The sequence below is a fragment of the Bacillus sp. FJAT-27001 genome (assembly GCF_019039175.1).
GTDB lineage: Bacteria > Bacillota > Bacilli > Bacillales > Bacillaceae > Bacillus > Bacillus velezensis.
Map to the genome: position 1 here is coordinate 867,958 of NZ_JAHOAA010000001.1, position 21,710 is coordinate 889,667.

Genomic DNA, 21,710 nt, shown 5'->3' on the forward strand with positions numbered 1-21,710 from the left:
ATGACGGAATGATTAAAATCAGAAGAAAGAAAAAAGCAATCCCTGAAAGGGACTGCTTGTTATTTAACGTGCGGTAATATGGAATCCTGAATCAACGTGAAGATTTTCGCCCGTGATGCCTCTTGACAGGTCACTGAACAAGAATGCAGCCGTGTCGCCCACTTCTTCAGGTGTTGTCGTGCGGCGCAGCGGCGCGCGCTCTTCAATTTCTTTCAGGATAGAGTTGAAATCACTGATTCCTTTTGCAGACAGCGTACGGATCGGTCCTGCTGAAATGCTGTTGACGCGGATGTTTTCTTTTCCTAAGTCAGCGGCTAAATATCTGACGCTCGCATCCAGAGACGCTTTTGCCACACCCATTACGTTATAGTTTGAAACGACGCGCTCTCCGCCGAGGTAAGTGAGTGTAACGATGCTTCCGCCTTCAGTCATAATCGGACGCGCCGCTTTTGCGACCGCTGTCAGAGAGTAAGAACTGATGTTATGCGCAAGCAGGAATCCTTCGCGGTTCGTATTTAAATATTCGCCGACAAGCTCTTCTTTGTTTGCGAACGCGATGCAGTGCGCGATGCCGTGAATCACGCCGACCTGCTCTTTAATGCTCGCAAAGCAAGTTTCGATCTCAGCGTCATTTGTCACATCACACGGAAGGATGATGGAATCATTTCTTTCTAATGTAGCCGCAAGGTCATGAACTGATTTTTCCAAGCGCTCTCCCGCGTAAGTGAAAATGAGGCGCGCTCCGGCTTCATGCAGCGAACGGGCGATTCCCCATGCGATACTGCGTTTATTGGCAACGCCCATCACAACGATGTTGCGGCCTTCAAGTGAGAAATTCATATGTATAAAGCCTCCTGTAATCGTCTTAAAGACATAGTTTTAGTACCTGATCTTAATTTTTATCATATCATAACCTTGTCCAGATTGAAAGCATGGGAAAAAGACCGCGGATGTTGAAGCGGTCTCTTTTTTATCTCGTCTGCAGACTGTTCCTTTTAAAGGCAAAATGATTGGTCGGGCCGTGTCCCTCCCCAATGCCGAGCGTATGTTCCACGGCTTCCCGCACAAAATTGACGGCTGTCTCAAACGCGGTCTGAATGTTTTTCCCCTTTGCCGTTTCCGCCGTCAGCGCGGCTGCGAACGTGCAGCCTGTTCCGTGGGTGTGTTTGGTGTCAATATAAGCGTGGCTGATTTGGGTAAAAGACGAACCGTCAAATAATAAATCAACGATCCTCCCCTGTTCAGGCTGGTGTCCGCCTTTTATGATGACATGCTTTGCACCAAGCTTGCAAAGGCGTTCGGCCGCTTTTTTCCGGTCCTCAAACGTGCGGATTTCCATTCCCGTCAATACCTCAGCTTCCGGAACATTCGGCGTCACCGCATAGCTGCGCGGAATTAACAGCTCTTTTAACGCGACCTGAGATTCCTCACGCAGCAGGGAAGCGCCTCCTTTGGCAATCATGACGGGGTCGGTGATGACATGATCAAGCCCGTACTGATCCGTTTTTTCCGCAATTTCCGCAATCATTTCCGCGCTCCACAGCATTCCCGTTTTTACAGCGTCAGGCCGCAAATCTTCCGCCACCGCGTCAATCTGGCTGCCCAGCGCTTCCCGGGTGAGCGGATAAATGCCGTGAACGCCCAAAGTGTTCTGGGCGGTGACCGCTGTAATGGCTGACATCCCGAAAACGCCGAGCTCCTGAAAGGTTTTGAGATCCGCCTGTATACCGGCGCCGCCTCCTGAATCTGATCCGGCAATCGTCAATGCTTTGCATATGCTCATGATGTTTTTCTCTCCTTTCGCATTATCCGATCCATTTATGATAAAAGGATTTCGCTCTGCTGATATCACTTGTGCCGTGTATTAATGCTCTGCCGTCACGAAACAGTACCATCTTGAAATCGTCTTTGCAAAACGAAATTAAATACGGGTTGGCTGAAACATCAAGCCCTGTCCGTCTGAGCTGTCCCGCAAGTTTTTGCAGATCAAACTGTTCAGAGATCCCCGCTCTGATCTGCACCGTGTTCCGCCCGCACAGAACCGCCGCTCTTGTCTGATTTTCATAGGATAAAAACGGATAATCGTTCGTGCCGCAGCTTGGGCAATCAGCCGACTTAAGACGGGTGACGTTTATTTCTGACCGTTCATTTTTCCATAAATCAAAGGAACGGAGAACATGCTCGATAGATCCGCCCGTTAACAGCTTCAGCGCATCTGCTGCCTGAAAAACGGCCGTCTGCAATACAGCCGGGCTGATGATTCCCGCCGTATCGCATGTCATACCGCCTAAAGGCAATGTCTCAAGCAGACAATGAAGGCACGGCGTTACACCGGGAATGACGGTAAAAGAGAGCCCGTAGCTGCCGACACAGGCGCCATACAGAAAGGGAATCCCTTTCTGCACAGCCGCATCATTCACAATCAGTCTTGTTTCGAAGTTGTCGGCGGCATCCACGATGAGGGAGGCGTCACGAATCAATCCGGGTGCGTTTTCCGCAGTGACATCCATGACAAATCCCTCGACCTCTACATCACTATTTATGGATCGAAGCCGTTTTTCAGCCGCCGCGGCTTTCGGCATTTCCTCTCTGACATCGTCTTCGGTATAGAGCTGCTGGCGCTGGAGATTACTCCACTCCACATAATCTCTGTCAGCGATCGTTACCTTCCCGACCCCTGCTCTGACAAGCATCTCCGCACTTGCCGTCCCAAGCGCACCCGCGCCGATAATCACGGCATGAGACGACCGGAGCTTCTCTTGGCCGGAGGGACCGATCGGCTGAAACAGCTCCTGTCTGGAATATCTGTCCGTCATACCGGAAGACCGTCTCGCGGACTGCTTGCAGTTCCGTAATCTTTCACCGGAATTCTCCCCGCTTCATAAGAAAGGCGGCCCGCTTCTACGGCAAGCTTCATCGCCCGGGCCATCTTGACCGGATCATCAGCGCCTGACACAGCGGTATTTAACAGCACACCGTCAGCCCCGAGCTCCATCGCGTAGGCGGCGTCTTTTGAAGATCCGACGCCGGCATCGACAATGACCGGCACCTTCGCCTGTTCAATGATAAAGGATAGATTCAGCGGATTTAAAATTCCCTGACCGGAACCGATCGGCGAAGCGCCCGGCATAATGGCATGCACTCCGAGCTCCTCAAGACGTCTTGCGAGCACGACATCATCTGACGTATACGGAAGCACGATAAATCCCTCTTCGAGCAGCTGTTCTGATGCTTTCAGCGTTTCAACCGGATCAGGCAAAAGTGACCGGCTGCATCCGATGACTTCTACTTTTATCATGTCACAAAGCCCTGAAGCTTTGGCAAGCCTTGCGATTCGGACCGCCTCTTCAGCCGTTGCGGCGCCGGCCGTATTCGGCAGAAGCGTATACTTAGACAAATCAAGCTGTTCAAGAAAGTTAGGCTGAGACTCTTCAAAGATGTTCATCCGCCTTACCGCAAAGGTTAAAATATCTGATTCCGAGACGGCCACCGCCTCTTTCTGAATCTCAAAACTCGGATATTTTCCCGTTCCTAACAGCAATCTTGACTGAAACTGTTTTCCGCCTATTGTTAACATCCTCATCCGCCTCCTACAAAATGGACAATTTCTATGACATCGCGGTCACACAAACTCGTATTTTCATAATTCTTTTTTTCAATGATTTCTTTATTTCTCTCCACAACTACGATTCTTTGATCAAGCTGGTACGATTCAAGCAAATCCTGAACCGTCCCCTCATTTCGATTCCAATCAATTTGTTTTCCGTTCAGCTGAAGGATCATATATGAACAGCCTCCTTGCGATCAATTCGAAACGCTTCTTCCCATTCCTGCTTAATCTGTCTTTCCAGGATCATATCCCGCACCATTTCAGCCGTTGCCGGCGCCAACAGGATGCCGTTCCGAAAATGGCCGGCGGCGAAGATGATCCCGCTGTCTTCAGGATGCCGCCCGATAAACGGCTTTCCGTCTTTTGTTCCCGGCCTGAGTCCCGCCCAAAACCGGTCTATTTTCATATGTTCGATGGCGGGAAGCATGGTTTTCGCTTTTGCAATGACGGCCTCAATTCCTCCGATGTCAGGCGTATCGCTCCAGTCGCCCTGTTTCATCGTGGCGCCGATGACAAGCCGGCCGCTTTTTCTCGGGACGACATAACAATGATCATGGTAAAGGGTTTTGGTCAGCGGGAAATCGTCATTCCACACGGAAAGGCATTCTCCTTTCACAGGAAAAAAAGGCTGTCCCAAGCCGAGCTGGCTGAAAAACCGGCCGCTCCATACCCCGCTTGCAACTGCGACTTTGTCAGCATAGACATCCCCGCCGGATGTTGTGATGCAATATTCTCCGTTCACCCGTTTTACGGAGGTGACTTGTGTATGCTCATATATGTCAGCGCCATAGCGCCGCGCTCCTTTTGCATACGCTTTGCAGACATAGTACGGTTCGACATGGACATCTTCTTTTATAAAACTTGCGCCGAGAATGTCTTTTGAAGCGTAAGGCTCTTTTTCAAGGGCATCTTCCGCTGAAAGCCAGGTGACGGAAGGCAGATCATCCATCTTCCGCAGACGGGCGATATCTTCTTCGGTATACGCCAGTTTAAGCATTCCGCCGTTATGGCGCCTGATGTCAATGCCGCAAGCTTCCTCAAGCTCTTGCCCCGCCGCTTCATACAGCCTTTGACTGTGCATGGCAAAATCAAAAAACGCATCCCGGTTTTCACATTCCGCATGAGCGCCCAGCATTCCCGCGGCAGCGCTTGTCGTTTTTCGGCCGACTTCTCCGGCTTCAAGCAAGACAACGTTCTGCTGCGCCTTCGCCAGCTCATAAGAAATGGCGCACCCGATAATTCCGCCGCCGATCACCGCTGTATCATAGTGCTTCTTCATAATCGGCCTCCCTTACCGCGCGTGCATACCGTTTTGCCGCCACCTCAGGATTTTCAGCTGAGAATATACCTGACATGACGGCAATTCCGTCCGGTTTCGCCTGCTTTGTGTGTCCGATCGTCTGCAGTGTCATTCCGCCGATTGCGATGACGGGGATGGAAAGCGTGCGTTTGATCTCTGAAAGCAGGCTGATGCCCCTTGCTTCAAGTCCTTGTTTACATTCGGTTTCAAATACATGGCCGAACACCACATAATCCGCATCTTCCTTTTCAGCTTGGATGGCTTCTTTCAGCGAATGAACCGAACGTCCGATATGAAGATGGGGAAATCTGCTTCGCACCTGCTTTACGGAAAAGCTGCGGGACGGAAGCTGAACACGGTGTATATTGGCAAAAAGCGCGATATCCGCCCTGTCATTGATGATCAATTTGTCCTTATCCGCACCGCCCTTTTTCAAAAGGGACAAAAGCTGCATGATCTCTCCCGCTGTTTTATCCCGCTCACGGATATGGATAAAGCTTACTTCGCGCTGAATCGAAAGAATATCCTCGGCCAGCTCGGCAACGGGTTTGCGATTATCAGTTACCGCGTGCAGCTCCAAAAGATTCCACCTCTTTTCCGCCCTTCTCGGACCAGCCTTCTTTTTGATAGGCCATTCCCCAAAATTGATATTCATAATAGCTTGAAATCACAAAATTCTCTTTCATTTTCGCGCGGATGTCCTCTGTGCTGTTTTCAGCAATCTCGTCAAAACGGCTGATCTGTTCTTCGACTTGCTGTCTGAACCAGTCTCCGCCGTATGTACCGATCCATTTTTCATAAATCGGATGCTCCGGTTTGCACTCCTTTAAGTGTTCGCCGACTTCATAATAAAGCCAATAACAGGGCAGAAGCGCAGCTAATATTTCTCCAAAATTGCCGCTCATCACCGATCTGTACATATGAGACGTATAAGAATAGGCGGTCGGTGCCGGTTTAAATGCCGCACGCTCTTCTTCCGTAATCCCTAAAAGCTCCGTAAACTCGCGGTGCAGCGCCATTTCCGCTTCATATGTCCCTTGAGCGTGGCCCGCCATCCTGCCCGTCGTAAACAAGTCTTCGGCATATGCGGCGCCGAACGCCTGAACTTTTGCAAAATGCGTCAAATAGTAGGAATCTTGCAGCACGTAATAGCTGAAACGGTCTATCGGCAGGCTTCCGTCACCGATTCCCGTTACAAACGGATGAACAAAACTTCCGTCCCACCATTCGGCAGCCGCCAGTCTGCATTCTTCAGAAAATGTCATCATGTCTTCCCCCCTGATAAAATAAAAAAACCACTTTCCCGCATCGGAAAAGTGGTTTGGAATTTAAATGGATAAAAGGAACCCCAAAAAAATACCGCTCCACTTCCCTACGCAGGTCTGAACCTGTTCAAGTTATGAGGGTCTAAAAGTCTCACTTTTATCTCAGCCCTTATGAAGGACACCCCTAGTGGTCATACGATTATTGATTTATTTGTTATGCCTTCTATATTATCACGAATTGCAATTTGGTCAAGCTTCAAGGATTTTTCTCAGTTCCGACACGTAGTTGCGCGAGCCCGTAACGATGAGACGGTCTCCTGTTTTCAGCCGCGTGTCTCCGTGCGGAACGATGCTGTCCACACCTCTGAAAATCCGGACGAAAATCACATCGCCCATCAGCGGAAATTCCCGCAGAATGATGCCGTTATACGCCGGGTTTTCCAGATTGATCTGATATAACGAAGACTCCTCATTCGTCAGGAGGCTCATCACGCCCGGCGCCTCAATTAATGCGCGCAAGAGCGTCTTTGTAGACAGAAGGATAGAAAAAATACTGATGCCCTCTTCTTTCAGTTTTGTTTCATGCTCAACCGAGCCGACGCTTGCGATGATACGCTCAGTCCCTTTCTCTTTCGCTATTAAGGCGATTTCAGCGTTCACATCTTCATTTCCCGTCGCCACGACAAGAATATCCGTTTTGAAAATACCGTGCGACTCAAGCGTGCCGGGCTCGTAATCAGAAATCGTGTCAACCGAAAAAACAGATTCCGCAAGCGCTTCTCCGGCATTTTCCTGATACACATGGACGACCCGTACTTCATATTCCTCATCGGGCAATTCCAGCGTAACAGGAAGCGTCATTTGGTTGGCGCCGATAAATGTAATGCGCTTTTTTTCCTGCGGCGCACTTTGCCGTTTGTATAATTTCTTAAAGCCGATCGGCGTGATGATGCTGGCAATAACCGCAACTAAAGTCAGCGCGCCGGACATATTGGCGCTGATAATGTGGAGCCTTTCTCCGATCGTAGCCGCCGCGATAACAAGCGACAGCGTGGACGTCAGCAAAAAGCCCGAAGCAAACACGGTTCTTTTGTCATACCATTTCTTTAAGTAAAACACCGGGAACATTTTGCTGATAAACAGCGCAAGCAGAAGCAGCGGAATCATCGTTAATGTTTTCGGATCTTGGAAAAGCGTCCAAATGTCCAATTTCACCCCGACCATGACGAAAAAGATCGGAATTAAAAACCCGTATCCGAATGAATCCAGCTGTTCCACCATTTCTTTATTCGGAGACAGAAGCGATACCAGAACGCCTGCCAAAAACGCGCCGAGAATATTTTCCGCCCCGAGAGATTCCGATAAAGCGACAAGCACGATAATCAGTGTGAAAATGGCTCTCGTGCCGATCTGCACGGTGCCTTTAGACATCGACTGCACAAATGAACGGTGTTTAAAGATCCTGCCGAAGAAATACAGCACGACCCCCGCGGCAAAAAGGATCAACAGAAGCCACATATTTCCGCTGTCTTCTCCGTAAAGAGAAGAGAAGAAAGCGAGCAGAATCATCGTAGCCAAGTCCGCGATAACGGCGACAAGCAGGATGATCTGGCCGATATTGGAGTTCATGATCCGTTCTTCCTTTAAAGTCGGGACCACCACACCGAGTGATATCGTCGAAATAATAAGCGTCATTAAAAATGCGTTTTGAATAAAACCGGCTAATACAAAGGCATAGGACAGCAGCAATGATAAAATAAAGATGCCGAAAAAGATAATCAGTGCGGCAGAAAACGTGTTGGGCGCTTCCTTGCCGTTCGGAAGGAATTGTTTTTTCTTCCCTTTCTCAAATGAAGAAAAATCAATTTCCAAGCCGCTTAAAAACATTAAAAAGATAAAGCCGAGAACAGACAGCGTCTCCAGCCACGTGTCTCCCTGAACGACAAGATTCAGGCCGCTTTTTCCGATAATAAGCCCCATGATGATCTCCGCGACGACGACGGGGATGCTGAGCTTAAACCGATGTAAAAGGAGCGGCGTCAAAAAAGCGACGATCAGAACGACGACTAAAGATGCGACTGATGTGTGTTCCATTCGTAAATACCTCCTTAAAACAAGGGTTATAAAAGCCCGCTTAAAGCGGGCGAAACCTTACTTTTTTTTAAAAACATAACGCATATTCTAACAAGGCTGAACGCGAAAAAAAAGTGATAAGGCTTTATTTCTTTAATTCTTTTTTTAATTTGTGCAAAAACAGCGTAATTAGGTATAGGAATTAGCCCCATAATAAATAAAAAACCGTTAATAAGGAGGCAGACACGAATGGCTTATGACATCATCAGCGATATACACGGATGTTATGACGAAATGATCGCGTTAATGCAAAAGCTCGGATATGAAGTGAAAGACGGAACGCCCGTTCACTCTGAAGGCAGGACGCTTGTCTTTGCGGGGGATTTAACGGACAGAGGCCCAAAATCCGTAGAAGTGATGCGTTTTGTGGCAAAAGCATATGAAAAAGGAGCCGTCCGTTATGTCCCGGGAAATCATTGCAACAAACTGTACCGTTACTTAAAAGGAAACCCCGTAAAAGTGATGCACGGACTGGAAACGACGGCAGCCGAACTGAAAGAGCTGTCTCCCGCCGACAGAACGGAAGTCTCCAGACAATTTATCCGATTATATGAGTCAGCGCCGCTTTATGACATTTTACATAATGGCGATCTCGTTGTCGCCCACGCCGGCATAAAAGCTGACGATATCGGTAAATACTCGCGTAAGGTAAAAGAATTTGTTCTGTACGGCGATATCACGGGTGAAACGTATCCCGACGGCAGACCCGTCAGAAGAGACTGGGCCGCCGCTTATGAAGGCAAGGCATGGATTGTTTACGGCCATACCCCGGTAAAACGCCCCCGGATCGTCAACCGTACAATCAACATTGATACAGGATGCGTCTTCGGCAATCAACTGACAGGCTTTCGCTTTCCGGAGCATGAAACCGTCTCTGTGGAAAGCTCAATGCCCTATGATGCCTCACGATTTCGCGAGGATCACGGAAGGCAGGCATGAAAAAAAGCCCGAAACCGGCAAACGGTTCGGGCTTTACATTTGTTCAATTAATGTTTTCATATCGTCAGGCACCGGAGCGTGAAAAACGAGCGTTTTTCCGGTCATGGGGTGTACGAATGAAAGCCGCTCACTGTGAAGAGCCTGCCGCGCAATTCCCTCATTTTTTCCGCCGTACAGTGTATCACCGACTAACGGGTGGCCGAGGTAGCTCATGTGCACCCGGATTTGATGCGTCCGCCCCGTTTCCAGCCGCAGGGCTGCAAGCGTAAACGCATGTCCCGCTTTTTCCGTTTGAAAATGCGTCACCGCTCGTTGTCCCTCCGGCGTTACCATCCGCTCAATAATACTGTCGTGTTTTCTTCCGATTGGCGCGTCCACCGTTCCTTCCTTCTGCAGCATGATCCCGTGTACGACAGCGAGATACCGCCTGCTGACAAGCCCCTTCTTCTGTGCTGCCGACAAAAGAGAATGGGAAAGCCGATGTTTGGCGATGAGCATCGCCCCCGATGTATCCCTGTCAAGGCGGGTGACAAGATGAACCGTTGATTGTACGCCGCTTTTTCGGTAGTGGCTGATCACTCCGTTAGCGATGCTCTCCGACGGGTGTTCTCTTGATGGAATTGAGGAGACATACGGCTGTTTATTGACCACAAGCACATGGTCATCTTCATAAAGAATATCAAGAGGAACCGGCTCAGGCAAAAGCGTTTCACTCACATGCTCCTTCGGAAATTCAATCTTAAGCACGTCTCCTTCCGCTAACACGGCGCGGACGGTTACATGCTCTCCGTTCACAAGCAGGTCTCCCCCGCCGAATTTAATGTCAGCGAGAAGCCGCTTTGAAATGCCGAGCAGCGCCGTATATTCTTTTACCGTCATGCCGGCTTCCCGGGCAGTCATGTTCTTTTGGATAAAAAAGTTGTCCAATCCGTTTCCTCTTTCTATTCGCCTTTTCCGATAAAGGAGTCCTGCACCCTTTTCCAAAACGGAAAAGGACGGAATCTTGCAAATCTGACTTTTTCATTTGCCACACGGCATAGAATGGACTTGACATCCTTATGCAGCAAGGTTAAATGATCAATTGTGACTTGAAAGTCGACGTCGTTTCTCGGTTTGATGACACAGTTATGATGATCGGGAAGCAAAAGCGGCGAGCCGACAGTCCTGAACACTCTGTTGTTGATGGATGCCATTTCGGCAAGCTGAATCGCTCTGATGGAAGGGTGGATGATCGCGCCGCCTAACGCCTTATTATAAGCCGTGCTTCCGGAAGGCGTGGACAGACATAAACCGTCTCCCCTGAACGTTTCAAACAGCTGGCCTTTAATTTCCACGTCAGCGACGAGACTGCCTTCTATGCTTTTGATCGTACATTCGTTCAAAGCCAGATACCGCTCCTCACGCTCTTCATCATGATAAGTGACAATCACCTCAAGAAGGGGATACTCCACGGTATGATACGGCGTTTTGGCGATGGCCAGAACGAGCTTTTCTATCTCCTGCGGAACCCAATCGGCATAAAAACCCAAATGCCCCGTGTGAACTCCGACAAACGCCGTTTTATCGAGACGGTCGCTGTACCTGTGAAATGCGTAAAGAAGCGTTCCGTCACCGCCGACGGAAATAACGATTTCCGGCTCTTTTTCATCCAAGGTCATATCAAAATCGAGTAAATACGCCTGTATTTTGCTTTTCAGTGTATCTGAAACCTCGTCTCCTTTTGAAGAAACGGCAAATTTCATGCCATTCCCCTCCTTTCCTACTGGCGGTCTCCCGCTTTTTTCTTTCGCGAGAACGCGGCTTGGGCTTCCTGGATTTCTCCGCGGATTTCTGACATTTCTTCATCGAGCCGGGATGCGGCTTCTGAGGCCCGCTGCAGCCTCAGCTTTACTTTTTCGGGAATGTTCCCGCTGTATTTGTAATTCAGTGAATGCTCAATGGTTGCCCAAAAGTTCATGGCAAGCGTCCGAATCTGTATTTCCACAAGAACGTGCTTTTCACCGGACGTTGTTTGTAAAGGATATAAAACGACAAGGTGGTAAGACCGATATCCGCTTTCCTTATGCTCTGCTATGTAATCCCGCTTATCGACAACGGTAAAATCTTTTCTGGCAAACAGCATATTTTTGACGATCTGGATATCATCGACAAATTGGCACATGATACGCAGCCCCGCGATATCCTGCATCGTTTCAATCTGATGAAGCGGTATGCTTTTTCGTCTCGCTTTTTCAAGTATGCTCGCCACCGGCTTCACGCGGCCTGTCACAAACTCAATCGGTGAGTGGTCATCTTCATACTCATAAAGGGTTCTGACGCCTTTCAGCTTCACCTTTAATTCTTCAACAGCCTGGCGGTATGGCGCTAGAAATTGCTCCCATTGTTTGTCATCCATCGTACATCCCCCAATTCCGAACCTGTTCTAAAGAAATACGTTTTTCACTTTTTCTTCCATATCTCCGTAGTTTGCATTATCTTTAATATTTTCAAGAAGATAATCGAGTTCTTCATGCAGCCCTGAAAGTTCAACCGTTTTTCCGCCGGCCTCAAGGACCGCCGGTTTTCTTTGGTCTAAGGCTTCTTTCAGATCCGGCCAGATATGTTCTTTTATAATGACATATTCAAAAGAGTCAGCTGATTCAAGTATGTATACAAAAGCAAAGTGATCGGAATCAACAAGCATTTGACCTGAGGCTTTGCGTTCCGCTCCGTTTAAGTCTTCTCCGCACTTTAAGCGGAGCGCGTCTTCTGTTAATGATGCATTTTGGATTTCAATTCTCTTTTGCATAATGTTCTCCTTTTTTAACAAAGTACAGCATTTATTTTATCATATCAAGGTCGATATTGATAAACGTAACCTCTAAAGAGATAATGGGAATTATACAATTTTTCGTCCTGAAAGGAAGACTGTCATGACCCAAGAAATAGAAATTGAATTCAAAAACCTGCTGACAAAATCAGAATTTCTGAAGCTGAGTGAAGCACTCTGCATGAAAGAACATGATTTTAAACAGCAGGTCAATCATTATTTCGACACGAAAGATTTTTCCCTGAAACAAAAAAAATCTGCACTCCGCATCCGAGAAAAAGACGGCGCGTTCGTTCTGACGTTAAAAGAGCCTGCCGCGGTCGGTCTGCTGGAAACCCACCAAGAGCTTGCGGCATTTGATCTTGACGTCTTCAAGATTCCGGATGGCCCCGTCAAACGTCAGCTGGAAGGTCTCGGAATCAACTCAGAACACATTTGCTATTTCGGAACGCTGTCGACCGCACGCGCGGAAAAAGAATCAGAAAAAGGCTTAATCATTTTAGATCACAGCCGATATTTAGAGAAAGAAGACTTTGAATTGGAATTCGAAGCTGCTGACTGGGATGAAGGAAAACGGGCGTTTGAACAATTGCTCAAGCAATTCGGCATCCCAGAGCGGATCACGAAAAATAAAATCCAGCGTTTTTATGAACAGAAACAAAAAAAGGTGGAATGACACAGTGAATATCACGAATTGGGCGGCCCTTCTCCAGCTGCAATCAATGGCGCTGCAATCAATCTCTCATACAAGCACGGCTTCAGGCGGACAATCTTCAGAAAGCCCGCTTGCAAATTTCAGCGCGCTTCTCAGCCAGTATACGGACACAGCCGTCCGGCAGCAGCCGGAATCAGGAATTTTAAACGGTGTGCGGACCGCTCACGCTTCATATTCACCGAGAATTCCCGTTTCATCCGGCTCCGCGGCTGCTTCACAGACCGCTTCCCCGGGCATAAAGTCTCCGGATGCGGCTTCTGATATCAGCACCGGAAACTTTTCAATAGACAGCGCCATTCAGAAAGCGGCCGAAAAATACGGAGTGGACGAAAAGCTGATCCGCGCGGTTATTAAACAGGAATCAGGCTTTAATCCGAAAGCGGTCAGCGGTGCGGGGGCAATGGGATTGATGCAGCTCATGCCTTCCACGGCAGAATCACTCGGGGTGTCAAACCCGCTTGATCCCGTCCAGAACGCTGAGGGCGGCACAAAGTACTTAAAGCAGATGCTCACGAAATACGACGGAAATGTATCTCTGGCGTTAGCCGCCTACAACGCAGGCCCCGGCAACGTAGATCGGTACGGGGGCATTCCGCCGTTTAAGGAAACACAGCAATATGTCAAAAACATAACCAAACAGTATTACGCGTAAACCAGAGAGGCTTCCTTCGCCCTCTGGTTTTTTTGCGGAGTGAAATCTTACACATGAATGAAGGCGATGTGATATGATATGAAATACAAGCGCCTGACAGAAAGGCACTTTGTTTGTAGAAATAAAATGTTATTGCTAAAATATACAGTAACTGAAGATAGTAAAACTGAAAGATAAATTCGCAATGGGAATTATGATTCCTATTAGCCATATAAAGGAGTAGTCAACATGGGACAATCGTTTAACGCACCATATGAAGCGATTGGAGAGGAACTTCTATCGCAACTTGTTGATACTTTTTATGAGCGTGTCTCGTCTCATCCCTTGCTGAAGCCGATATTTCCAAGTGATTTGACTGAAACGGCCAGAAAACAAAAGCAATTTTTAACCCAGTATTTGGGCGGACCTCCTCTTTATACTGAAGAGCACGGACATCCCATGCTCAGGGCAAGGCATCTCCCCTTTCCGATTACGGACGAGAGGGCTGATGCGTGGCTAAGCTGTATGAGCAAAGCGATGGATCAGGTCGGGCTGGAGGGCGATATTCGTGAATTTCTGTACGGGCGTCTGGAACTGACGGCCAGGCATATGGTAAACCAGTCAGAAGCGGAGGATCGATCATATTGACGAATTATCAGCATGAGCAATACTTCGCCCATTGCCACGGACATCCAAAAAAACCGCTCGAAATTTACATGTTTGTCGACCCTTTATGTCCTGAATGCTGGTCGCTGGAGCCCGTCATAAAAAAATTAAAAATCAAATACGGACGTTTTTTTACGCTGCGGATCATTGTTTCCGCGAGTATTACATCGCTGAATAAGCAAAAGCGGAAAAAACACCTTCTTGCCGAAGCTTGGGAAAAAATTGCGAACCGTTCCGGGATGCCCTGTGACGGAAGCCTTTGGCTTGAGCAGGATCAGCCTCTTTCATCGCCCTACCTTGCCGCACTTGCTTTAAAAGCGGCCGAACTGCAGGGAAGAAAAGCGGGCATTCTGTTTCTCCGCAGCATGCAGGAAAGCCTGTTTGTTTCCAAGCAGAATATTACGGATGAAGACGTTCTTTTAGAGATTGCCGAAAAGACGAAATTGGATGTTGAAGAATTCAAGCGCGACCTCCATTCGCAAAGCGCGGTAAAAGCGCTTCAGTGCGATATGAAAATCGCGGCGGAAATGGACGTCACCGTCAACCCGACATTGACGTTCTTTAACAGCCTGCATGATGATGAAGGGCTGAAGGTTCCCGGCAACTATTCTTATGACGTATACGAAGAGATCTTATTCGAAATGCTCGGGGATGAACCGAAGCCTTCTGAAACGCCGCCTTTGGAATGTTTCATTGAATATTTCCGGTTTGTCGCATCGAAAGAAATCGCACTCGTTTATGATTTGAGTCTAGAAGAAGTTGAAAAAGAAATGAAAAAACTGGCATTCGCCAAAAAGGTCGCCAGAGTGGAAGCAAAGCACGGTCTGTTTTGGAAATCTCTGGCCGGCACCCAGGAGGATGTCACCTGTTGTGATCATTAAAAAAAGCTGATTCCTTACGGAGCCGGCTTTTTTTGTGCAAATAAAGAAACCGCGCCGGGATAAGCGCGGTTTCATATGTCTTAACGACAACAAAGGGGATGGGAGAAATTTTTCACGGTCAAACAAAGGGGTAATGTTTGTTTGTGATCAATTTCACATCCTTATCATATCAAATCTTGTCGAGTTTTGACAAGCCATAAGATTAATGTTCATATTTTTGTCACAAAACATAACTGACTGCTTGTTTTCATAGAATATATCAATCATAAACAAGGAGGGAAATCAATGCTCCGCACCGTATTGATCATCGGAATGATTGTGTTTTTCTTCTTTTTAAACCTGCTGGCCATGATGCACATGCTGCCGATTTACATTACATCTCCCCTGCTGTTTCTGTCCATATTATTTGCCCTGTATCGGCTGAATCACAGAAAAACGTTTAAAGGGTTTTAAAAAAAGCCTGCGCATCTTATGCACAGGCTTTTTTGAACTACGAAGGGTTCACTTTCGAAAGAAGCTCTTCCATCTCGTTCAGTTTCTCTTCAAACATTTTGCAGGCCGCCTCGATCGGTTCAGGCGATGTCATATCGACTCCCGCTTTTTTCAGTATGTCGATCGGATATTCCGAGCTTCCCGCTTTTAAGAATTCGGTATAGCGCTCCACCGCAGGCTTGCCTTCTTTTAAGATCTGGCTGCTCAGCGCTTGGGCCGCACTGTAGCCTGTCGCATATTGATACACATAATAATTGTAATAGAAATGCGGAATTCTTGACCATTCCAGACTGATTTCTTTATCAATCACCATGTTGTCACCGAAATACTTTTTATTCAGATCATAATAAAGTTCGTTCAGCAGTTCAGGCGTTAGCGGCTCGCCTTCCTGTGCTTTCGTATGAATCAGATGCTCAAATTCAGCGAACATCGTCTGTCTGAACACTGTGCCTCTGAATCCTTCAAGCATATGGTTGAGCAGGTACAGACGCTGTTTTTCATCCTTTAAGCTGTTCAGCATATATTCACCGAGCAGCGCTTCATTAGTCGTTGAAGCAACTTCAGCGACAAAAATGCTGTAGTTACCGTACGGATACGGCTGATATTTTCTCGTATAGTAACTGTGCACGGAATGGCCGAACTCGTGAACGAGCGTAAACAGATTATTGACATTGTCATGCCAGTTCATCAAGATGTACGGATTCGTGCCGTATGTACCGGACGAATAAGCACCGCTGCGTTTTCCTTTATTTTCGTATATATCGACCCAGCGGTTTTCAAGTCCTTCTTTTAAAATAGACGCGTATTCCTCGCCCAGCGGAGCAAGTCCTTTGAGCATATAATCTTTCGCTTCCTCATATGTGACCTTCATTCCCGAATCTTTTACGAGCGGTGTGTAAAGGTCATAAATATGGACTTCATCAAGGCCGAGAACCTTTTTCCGCAGGTCAATGTAACGGTGTAATAACGGAAGATGTTTATTGATCGTTTTAATAAGGTTATCGTAAACTTCTTCAGGGATGCTGTTATTGGATAAAGCCGCTTCCCGTGCTGATTTATATTTTTTCACACGGGCGTAAAAATTATCTTTTTTCACAGTGCCGCTGAGTGTAGTCGCCATCGTGTTTTTATACTGTCCGTATGTTTTATATACGGCTTCAAATGCGTTTTTGCGGACTTCACGATTGCTGCTTTCCAGGAAATTAATAAAGTTGCCGTGTGTGATTTGAGTTTCCTTGCCGTTTTCATCTTTAATTGACGGAAACGTAATATCGGCGTTATTTAAAACACTGAATGTATTGGAAGGCGACGACAGCGCTTCTGAGGCTTCCGCAAGCAGGGCCTCTTCTTGTTCGCTCAGCACGTGCGGACGCTGTTTTGTAATTTCTTCAATTGCATGGGAGTAAAGTTTAAGCTCCTCTTTTTCCAGAATAAACTGGTGCAGCTTGTCCTCCTGAATCGCCAGAATTTCCGGTTCAATGTAAGCAGTCGCGCTGGCAGCCTGGGAATACAGGCTTGCGGCTTTGTCGTTCAGCCCTTGGTAGAAAGAATTTCCCGTATCCTGGTCTGAGCGCATATGCGCGTATGCATAAAGTTTCCCAAGACGGTTCGTCACTTCATCCTGTGCCGTAAGCGCCGCGTATAAATTATCAGCCGAATGAGCAAGCGTGCCTTTAAAAGAAGATAAATTCGGGATTAATTCTTTAACTGCTTGAAATTCTTTATTCCAGGCCTCATCACTAGGAAAAATATCCTCTAGTCTCCATGTATGCTCTGCCTTTACTTCACTTCTGTCAGGCAGCTGTGCTGCTTTATTTTCCTCAGTCATGGTGATCCCCCTCGTTTTCTTTACTTCAAGCCAATTGAAAAAACGATTGTTTCTCCAAAAACTTGTGTTGTGATTATCTTCCGGCTTTTCACTGCCTTTTGTCAAATCATATGCGGCATATAAGACCGAGCATACCAATAATACAGTGAAAAAACGAAAACAAACTGCTTGTACGCCCCTCACATTCGCCACCACCTTGACGTTAGGGTGAACGAAATGAAGCATTCTCATTCCCCAAAAAAGAGCAGATCCCGCCGGCGCAGCTCTTCTGCCGTTTGAGGGAGCTTCCGTTGAGATGAGGGCATATATACTTCATTCTCAATTTCCCTTAAAAAATCCTGCAAGCATAAGAAATCAGCATATTGTTTTACCGCCATTCTGATAAGGCTATCTTGTGAACCATACCGCATCCGAATCTCCTTACGCCTGATTTTTTGCCGCAAATCATGAACCATGCCGGATAATCGGATCGGCGTGCCTTTTTTAGAAAGTTCCGCAAGCCGCAAGTATAAATGGCTCTGCCACACAAAAACGGGACTGGCAAACACAAAGCCCGCTGAAACGGGAATAAACACTTCAGATGGGAGAAATGGAAATGCAACCTGATGTCTTTCGTAAAAAAGACGCCGGATAAGACCGGCATCTTCAGATAAAAACCGGCCGCTTTTGTTTCGGAAGCCGGCTACGGCACGTCCCCACGAGGGAAGTCTGACGCTGTGCCTCCCTTCCGGATGACAAATGTCTTTCAGGTTTGCTTTGTGAAGAGGGATTGTAATTAAGCCGGCATAAGAATAGCCGGTGTAAAACGGAGTGATGGAATGCAGCCTGTAAAAGGAGCGGGCGTCGGGGCAGTAAAACAGTAAGGAGGAAAATGAATGGACTTCAAAGAACTGCCAGTGAAAAGCAGAAAGCCGGAAAAATTGCGCGGCCATCCGTTTTAACCGTTTTGCCCCGATGATCCAGACCGGCCGGTACCCGGCGTTTTTCAGGCCTGCCGTCCGGCTCTTTAAAGAGTCCGCCGAAAGGTTCGCACATTGAAATTCAAAAGCCAGCTTCTCTTCTCCGCTTTCCGCGGTCAAGTCAGGCCGCTGTCCAGCGGAAGTCAGATACGGTTCCAGGCTGACGCTGCACCCTTGTGTCTTTAGCCAGAGAAAAAGCTGTCTTTTTCCTTCCAGATGGTATTCGCTTTCAGGTTCGGATTCCCCCGGACACAGCCTGCTTTTTTTATGAGCGAAGTGCGGCAGTTTCTCCCGTCCCAGTTTGATATCAAGTTCACTTTCGCAAACGGGGCAGAACCAGCGTTTCTTTCTCAGCTCCGCCGCTTTTTCCTTTGAATAGCTTCCGGCCAGCTGAATGAGCCGTCCGTCGGCAGTCACAGCACTGAACATGTTGCATCTTCTCCTTTCCTGAATCTTGTTGTATTCAGCAGGGAGAAGATATAATCCTGTTTGCGGATGAGAGCCGTTATACGGTTTTCATCCGTTCATCCTGTCATTCAGAACAAAAAAAACCGATTTCTGCTGAGAGAAATCGGTTTGTTATGATGCAAAGTGTTTTTTTATTGTATATAACGCATGATCAGCGATCACCAATTTGCCGTATTCTTCAAGACGGTGAATGCTGACTGATGATTCGTGCGCGTACTCCAACAGGATGCTTAGCTGATTTTCAACCTCTTCATCAGTTTGCTCATAAAAATCTGCATATAAATAATATCGGTCTTCAAACGAATACAGGGTCGTTTTGATTCCGTTAAGATTCAATTTTGATAGCGAGATGAGATCCTCAAAATCATCGAACCGCAAAGTGAACTGAAGCTTTTGCTCCTTATCTTCCCGGCTCTCGGCCTGCTCTTCTTTCTGGAAATCATCAAGTAAAGCATCGAGATTTTCATCTGCCGGCTCTTGTTTTTTATCTTCCGGGATCGGCAGTTCGAGTTTTTGTCCGTCCTTGGAAAGCTGGGCTTTTGTTACGATTATTTCCAGTCCTTTGTCCAATGCCTGAACCTGAATCCAAAGAGGACCCTCGACAGCGAATTCCTCTTCATCATGCACTTCATCCATGACTTCCCAGAACAGTTCTTCACTGCGCTCGCGATTGTACCAGATTTCTTCTCTGTCAAAACCGCGATCTTCAATATCACCATAAGACATATAAAATTTTACAGTATGCTCATTAATTCTTTCTATTTCCATTTTGCCAACCTTCCCTTCTTTATAAGATGTTGAAGGGACATCTAAGCTCCCGATGAATAGTACTTTACTACACTTTACCCATTCCGTCCACATCTTAACCTTATAGAAGACAGCGCAAATTCTTTATATTTCTATTTTATGATAAAACAGTTATAAAAGAAATAAAAAAGCATTTTCACACCGAAAAACAGGCTTTCTCCCGGTTCCCATCATAAATAGCGCACTGCTTCATATATTAGCTGTACAAGCAATCGATCTATAAGCGAGGTGTTACCATGCCGCACGATTACCTGCTGTCCCTTCTGCTCATTATCGGAATTGACCTCATTCTCGGCGGTGACAATGCCGTCGTCATCGCGATGGCCAGCCGGAATCTGGCCCATAAACAAAGACAGCAAGCGATCATCTTCGGAACGTTTATCGCAGTCGTCTTGAGAATCGTTCTGACGAGCGCTGCGGTCTATTTATTGAATGTTCCTTTTTTGCAATGCGCAGGCGGGGTATTTTTATTGTATCTCGGCTATCAGCTTCTGATTGAGAAGAAAGATGCGCAGCATGTGAAAAGCAGTTCTTCTCTTTGGAAAGCCATCCGCACAATCGTTATGGCTGATATCTTTATGTCGCTTGACAATGTTATCGCAGTAGCCGGCGCTTCTCACGGTGAGCTGACACTTGTAGTGATCGGTCTCTTCATCTCGGTGCCGATTATCATTTGGGGCAGCAAGCTCGTTCATGCCGCCATGGACAAAATGCCTTTATTGATGTACGCCGGAAGCGGTCTTCTCGCATTTACCGGCGGTGAAATGATTGCCGGAGACAGCAAGCTGTCATTTTTCATGGCAGAACACGGCATTATACAAATGACGCTGCCGATTTTGACCGTCGTATTTGTTATCCTCGCCAGTATGATTTACCAACAGACTGAAAAATAACAAAAAGCCCAAACCGCGATGGTTTTGGGCTTTTTCCATGCTTATCGTAAGCTTATATCAGTTGGCAAGACGCTGTGCTTCTCTTAATTGGAAAGAACGCACTTTTCTTGGCAGGAATCGTCTGATTTCATCTTCGTTATAGCCGACTTGCAGACGTTTTTCATCAATGATAATCGGACGGCGGAGCAGTCCCGGATGCTCATTGATCAAAGTATATAAGTCTTGAAGCGGCATAGATTCAACATTTACGTTCAGTTTCTGGAATACTTTAGAACGGGTAGAGATAATTTCATCCGTACCGTCTTCAGTCATACGCAGAATCTGCTTGATCTCATCAATTGATAACGGCTCGGAGAAAATGTTTCTTTCTACAAACGGAATCTCGTGCTCTTCAAGCCAAGCTCTTGCTTTTCTGCATGACGTACAGCTAGGTGATGTGTATAATGTAACCATTAATCTTCACTCCTCTAATTAGTAGGATGAACATGTTTGTATTCTCAAATTGAAATGACTTTAAAAAAGGAATCTTTATAGGTATTATACTATAAAAAAGTAAGTGTGAACAGTCTCCTGAGAAAAAAATGTGTCAATCCGGCAAATTTACGGCTGGCGGATGTTTCCCCATTCTCAATTAGCTCAGCTGATCGAAAATGTTTTTTCGTTTTTTCTCATCAATGACTTTGAGAACTTCATCCGTTTTTTCGTATGATTCTCCGTACCATTTTTCATCTTTATAAGTGTGAATGTTTTCATATGTCTGTTTCATTGCTTCAAACATTTCTTCTTCTGATTCCGTCTTAGGTGACCAGTACAGAATCTCCATTTTGTTCACTTCATTCGTAGCCAATGACCGGCGCCGATACCCGATTGACTGCGCGTGCTTGAAATGCTCTCTTTGGTAAAAACGCAAGCGTTTCTGTGTATCCGTGTCATCCTCGTCAACAGGCTCCACCTCAAGCAGAATCGGCTTGTTTTTCTTTTTCAGCCTGCCGATCAGCTTGCTTCCGAGGCCTTGTCCTCTGGATTTCTTTGACACAAACAGGTAATCAATAAAGATGAAAGAGTCAAATTCCGCATACATCAGCACGTGGTACTGCCCCTCTTCTTTATGATAAACATCGCTTTGCTCCTTTAACAGAGCTTCCATATGCGCTTTTGATTTCATTTCTTCAATCGGAAAATATTCACTCAGCTTTTCGTACCAGTTCATTCATTTGCTCCTTATGGGTTCGTTGTCTTCACACTTTTAGATATACCCCATTTCCGATTGTTTAAACAATCTTACATCTATTAAGACGTGTGATCCTTTAACAT

General features: G+C 46.8%; 25 protein-coding genes and 1 riboswitch. Of the genes, 7 read left to right on the forward strand and 18 right to left on the reverse strand.

Features of this window, described 5'->3' with window-relative positions; genetic code table 11:
• Positions 1–63 precede the first annotated feature (63 nt).
• From fabI to BGM27_RS03625, 9 genes are all read right to left on the reverse strand, one after another.
• Positions 64–840: an enoyl-ACP reductase FabI gene (gene fabI, locus BGM27_RS03585; protein WP_003155001.1), complete on the reverse strand. Its 777-nt coding sequence runs from the start codon at positions 838–840 to the stop codon at positions 64–66.
• 130 nt (positions 841–970) lie between these two features.
• The gene (gene thiD / locus BGM27_RS03590; RefSeq protein ID WP_007409093.1) at positions 971–1,783 is read right to left on the reverse strand and encodes a bifunctional hydroxymethylpyrimidine kinase/phosphomethylpyrimidine kinase; all 813 of its coding nucleotides are present in this window, start codon (positions 1,781–1,783) and stop codon (positions 971–973) included.
• A 22-nt stretch (positions 1,784–1,805) separates the two neighbouring features.
• Entirely contained in the window at positions 1,806–2,816 is a 1,011-nt protein-coding gene (gene thiF, locus BGM27_RS03595) for a thiazole biosynthesis adenylyltransferase ThiF (RefSeq protein WP_007409094.1), read from the reverse strand.
• On the reverse strand, positions 2,813–3,583 hold the full coding sequence (gene thiG / locus BGM27_RS03600; protein ID WP_007610655.1) for a thiazole synthase: 771 nt from the start codon (positions 3,581–3,583) through the stop codon (positions 2,813–2,815). Before thiG ends, thiF begins: the two co-directional genes overlap by 4 nt.
• Positions 3,580–3,783 carry a sulfur carrier protein ThiS gene (gene thiS, locus BGM27_RS03605; RefSeq protein ID WP_007409096.1) on the reverse strand — a complete coding sequence of 68 codons (204 nt, stop codon included), beginning with the start codon at positions 3,781–3,783 and terminating at the stop codon, positions 3,580–3,582. The genes thiG and thiS overlap by 4 nt, the downstream gene beginning before the upstream one ends.
• Entirely contained in the window at positions 3,780–4,889 is a 1,110-nt protein-coding gene (gene thiO, locus BGM27_RS03610; RefSeq protein WP_007409097.1) for a glycine oxidase ThiO, read from the reverse strand. Before thiO ends, thiS begins: the two co-directional genes overlap by 4 nt.
• The gene (tenI, locus tag BGM27_RS03615; RefSeq protein ID WP_007409098.1) at positions 4,873–5,490 is read right to left on the reverse strand and encodes a thiazole tautomerase TenI; all 618 of its coding nucleotides are present in this window, start codon (positions 5,488–5,490) and stop codon (positions 4,873–4,875) included. Before tenI ends, thiO begins: the two co-directional genes overlap by 17 nt.
• A complete protein-coding gene (gene tenA / locus BGM27_RS03620; RefSeq protein ID WP_007409099.1) occupies positions 5,468–6,175 on the reverse strand; it encodes a thiaminase II in 708 nt (235 codons plus the stop codon). The genes tenI and tenA overlap by 23 nt, the downstream gene beginning before the upstream one ends.
• An 87-nt stretch (positions 6,176–6,262) precedes the next feature.
• Positions 6,263–6,371: riboswitch (TPP riboswitch) on the reverse strand.
• A 53-nt stretch (positions 6,372–6,424) separates the two neighbouring features.
• Positions 6,425–8,269, reverse strand: a complete 1,845-nt coding sequence (locus BGM27_RS03625) for a monovalent cation:proton antiporter family protein (protein ID WP_007409100.1) — start codon at positions 8,267–8,269, stop codon at positions 6,425–6,427.
• A gap of 228 nt (positions 8,270–8,497) precedes the next feature.
• Between BGM27_RS03625 and prpE the strand changes: the two genes are divergently transcribed.
• Entirely contained in the window at positions 8,498–9,247 is a 750-nt protein-coding gene (gene prpE, locus BGM27_RS03630; RefSeq protein ID WP_007409101.1) for a bis(5'-nucleosyl)-tetraphosphatase PrpE, read from the forward strand.
• A 33-nt stretch (positions 9,248–9,280) separates the two neighbouring features.
• Here the strand turns inward: prpE and BGM27_RS03635 are convergent, their stop codons facing one another.
• From BGM27_RS03635 to BGM27_RS03650, 4 genes are read right to left on the reverse strand one after another with little or no spacing between them, the layout of a single operon-like run.
• Positions 9,281–10,174, reverse strand: a complete 894-nt coding sequence (locus BGM27_RS03635) for an RluA family pseudouridine synthase (RefSeq protein ID WP_007409102.1) — start codon at positions 10,172–10,174, stop codon at positions 9,281–9,283.
• 14 nt (positions 10,175–10,188) lie between these two features.
• Positions 10,189–10,989, reverse strand: a complete 801-nt coding sequence (locus BGM27_RS03640; protein ID WP_003155018.1) for an NAD kinase — start codon at positions 10,987–10,989, stop codon at positions 10,189–10,191.
• A gap of 17 nt (positions 10,990–11,006) precedes the next feature.
• Complete coding sequence (yjbM, locus tag BGM27_RS03645; RefSeq protein ID WP_003155019.1) at positions 11,007–11,642, reverse strand: GTP diphosphokinase; 636 nt, start codon at positions 11,640–11,642, stop codon at positions 11,007–11,009.
• Positions 11,643–11,669: 27 nt separating this feature from the next.
• Complete coding sequence (locus tag BGM27_RS03650) at positions 11,670–12,035, reverse strand: UPF0738 family protein (RefSeq protein ID WP_007409103.1); 366 nt, start codon at positions 12,033–12,035, stop codon at positions 11,670–11,672.
• A 124-nt stretch (positions 12,036–12,159) separates the two neighbouring features.
• Here BGM27_RS03650 and BGM27_RS03655 point away from each other — a divergent pair, with 124 nt between their 5' ends.
• From BGM27_RS03655 to BGM27_RS03675, 5 genes are all read left to right on the forward strand, one after another.
• Positions 12,160–12,732, forward strand: a complete 573-nt coding sequence (locus tag BGM27_RS03655; RefSeq protein ID WP_007409104.1) for a CYTH domain-containing protein — start codon at positions 12,160–12,162, stop codon at positions 12,730–12,732.
• 4 nt (positions 12,733–12,736) lie between these two features.
• Positions 12,737–13,423 carry a lytic transglycosylase domain-containing protein gene (locus tag BGM27_RS03660; protein WP_007409105.1) on the forward strand — a complete coding sequence of 229 codons (687 nt, stop codon included), beginning with the start codon at positions 12,737–12,739 and terminating at the stop codon, positions 13,421–13,423.
• Positions 13,424–13,651: 228 nt separating this feature from the next.
• Complete coding sequence (locus BGM27_RS03665) at positions 13,652–14,050, forward strand: globin domain-containing protein (RefSeq protein WP_003155023.1); 399 nt, start codon at positions 13,652–13,654, stop codon at positions 14,048–14,050.
• The gene (gene spxH / locus BGM27_RS03670; RefSeq protein ID WP_007409106.1) at positions 14,047–14,949 is read left to right on the forward strand and encodes a protease adaptor protein SpxH; all 903 of its coding nucleotides are present in this window, start codon (positions 14,047–14,049) and stop codon (positions 14,947–14,949) included. The genes BGM27_RS03665 and spxH overlap by 4 nt, the downstream gene beginning before the upstream one ends.
• Before the next feature lie 285 nt (positions 14,950–15,234).
• Complete coding sequence (locus tag BGM27_RS03675) at positions 15,235–15,402, forward strand: hypothetical protein (protein WP_003155026.1); 168 nt, start codon at positions 15,235–15,237, stop codon at positions 15,400–15,402.
• Between the two features lie 37 nt (positions 15,403–15,439).
• Here the strand turns inward: BGM27_RS03675 and pepF are convergent, their stop codons facing one another.
• From pepF to mecA, 3 genes are all read right to left on the reverse strand, one after another.
• Positions 15,440–17,269: an oligoendopeptidase F gene (gene pepF / locus BGM27_RS03680; protein ID WP_007409107.1), complete on the reverse strand. Its 1,830-nt coding sequence runs from the start codon at positions 17,267–17,269 to the stop codon at positions 15,440–15,442.
• A gap of 227 nt (positions 17,270–17,496) precedes the next feature.
• Positions 17,497–18,657, reverse strand: coding sequence for a competence protein CoiA family protein (locus tag BGM27_RS03685; protein WP_007409108.1), 1,161 nt, complete (start codon positions 18,655–18,657; stop codon positions 17,497–17,499).
• Positions 18,658–18,807: 150 nt separating this feature from the next.
• Positions 18,808–19,464 (reverse strand): adaptor protein MecA, encoded by a 657-nt coding sequence (gene mecA / locus BGM27_RS03690; protein ID WP_003155032.1) that lies wholly within the window; start codon positions 19,462–19,464, stop codon positions 18,808–18,810.
• A 275-nt stretch (positions 19,465–19,739) separates the two neighbouring features.
• On the opposite strand from mecA, the gene BGM27_RS03700 reads away from it, so the two are divergent.
• Complete coding sequence (locus BGM27_RS03700; RefSeq protein WP_007409109.1) at positions 19,740–20,396, forward strand: TerC family protein; 657 nt, start codon at positions 19,740–19,742, stop codon at positions 20,394–20,396.
• 57 nt (positions 20,397–20,453) lie between these two features.
• On the opposite strand, the gene spx is transcribed toward BGM27_RS03700, so the two are convergent.
• On the reverse strand, positions 20,454–20,849 hold the full coding sequence (gene spx / locus BGM27_RS03705) for a transcriptional regulator Spx (protein ID WP_003155034.1): 396 nt from the start codon (positions 20,847–20,849) through the stop codon (positions 20,454–20,456).
• A 178-nt stretch (positions 20,850–21,027) separates the two neighbouring features.
• Complete coding sequence (locus tag BGM27_RS03710) at positions 21,028–21,606, reverse strand: GNAT family N-acetyltransferase (RefSeq protein WP_007409110.1); 579 nt, start codon at positions 21,604–21,606, stop codon at positions 21,028–21,030.
• Between the last annotated feature and the right edge of the window lie 104 nt (positions 21,607–21,710).

What these genes read in the sequence shown, in the direction of transcription:
- fabI (WP_003155001.1), bottom strand. Translation starts at nt 840, where the DNA reads ATGAATTTCTCACTTGAAGGCCGCAACATCGTTGTGATGGGCGTTGCC.
- thiD (WP_007409093.1), bottom strand. Translation starts at nt 1,783, where the DNA reads ATGAGCATATGCAAAGCATTGACGATTGCCGGATCAGATTCAGGAGGC.
- thiF (WP_007409094.1), bottom strand. Translation starts at nt 2,816, where the DNA reads ATGACGGACAGATATTCCAGACAGGAGCTGTTTCAGCCGATCGGTCCC.
- thiG (WP_007610655.1), bottom strand. Translation starts at nt 3,583, where the DNA reads ATGAGGATGTTAACAATAGGCGGAAAACAGTTTCAGTCAAGATTGCTG.
- thiS (WP_007409096.1), bottom strand. Translation starts at nt 3,783, where the DNA reads ATGATCCTTCAGCTGAACGGAAAACAAATTGATTGGAATCGAAATGAG.
- thiO (WP_007409097.1), bottom strand. Translation starts at nt 4,889, where the DNA reads ATGAAGAAGCACTATGATACAGCGGTGATCGGCGGCGGAATTATCGGG.
- tenA (WP_007409099.1), bottom strand. Translation starts at nt 6,175, where the DNA reads ATGACATTTTCTGAAGAATGCAGACTGGCGGCTGCCGAATGGTGGGAC.
- BGM27_RS03625 (WP_007409100.1), bottom strand. Translation starts at nt 8,269, where the DNA reads ATGGAACACACATCAGTCGCATCTTTAGTCGTCGTTCTGATCGTCGCT.
- prpE (WP_007409101.1), top strand. Translation starts at nt 8,498, where the DNA reads ATGGCTTATGACATCATCAGCGATATACACGGATGTTATGACGAAATG.
- BGM27_RS03640 (WP_003155018.1), bottom strand. Translation starts at nt 10,989, where the DNA reads ATGAAATTTGCCGTTTCTTCAAAAGGAGACGAGGTTTCAGATACACTG.
- yjbM (WP_003155019.1), bottom strand. Translation starts at nt 11,642, where the DNA reads ATGGATGACAAACAATGGGAGCAATTTCTAGCGCCATACCGCCAGGCT.
- BGM27_RS03650 (WP_007409103.1), bottom strand. Translation starts at nt 12,035, where the DNA reads ATGCAAAAGAGAATTGAAATCCAAAATGCATCATTAACAGAAGACGCG.
- BGM27_RS03655 (WP_007409104.1), top strand. Translation starts at nt 12,160, where the DNA reads ATGACCCAAGAAATAGAAATTGAATTCAAAAACCTGCTGACAAAATCA.
- BGM27_RS03665 (WP_003155023.1), top strand. Translation starts at nt 13,652, where the DNA reads ATGGGACAATCGTTTAACGCACCATATGAAGCGATTGGAGAGGAACTT.
- BGM27_RS03675 (WP_003155026.1), top strand. Translation starts at nt 15,235, where the DNA reads ATGCTCCGCACCGTATTGATCATCGGAATGATTGTGTTTTTCTTCTTT.
- pepF (WP_007409107.1), bottom strand. Translation starts at nt 17,269, where the DNA reads ATGACTGAGGAAAATAAAGCAGCACAGCTGCCTGACAGAAGTGAAGTA.
- BGM27_RS03685 (WP_007409108.1), bottom strand. Translation starts at nt 18,657, where the DNA reads ATGTTCAGTGCTGTGACTGCCGACGGACGGCTCATTCAGCTGGCCGGA.
- mecA (WP_003155032.1), bottom strand. Translation starts at nt 19,464, where the DNA reads ATGGAAATAGAAAGAATTAATGAGCATACTGTAAAATTTTATATGTCT.
- BGM27_RS03700 (WP_007409109.1), top strand. Translation starts at nt 19,740, where the DNA reads ATGCCGCACGATTACCTGCTGTCCCTTCTGCTCATTATCGGAATTGAC.
- spx (WP_003155034.1), bottom strand. Translation starts at nt 20,849, where the DNA reads ATGGTTACATTATACACATCACCTAGCTGTACGTCATGCAGAAAAGCA.
- BGM27_RS03710 (WP_007409110.1), bottom strand. Translation starts at nt 21,606, where the DNA reads ATGAACTGGTACGAAAAGCTGAGTGAATATTTTCCGATTGAAGAAATG.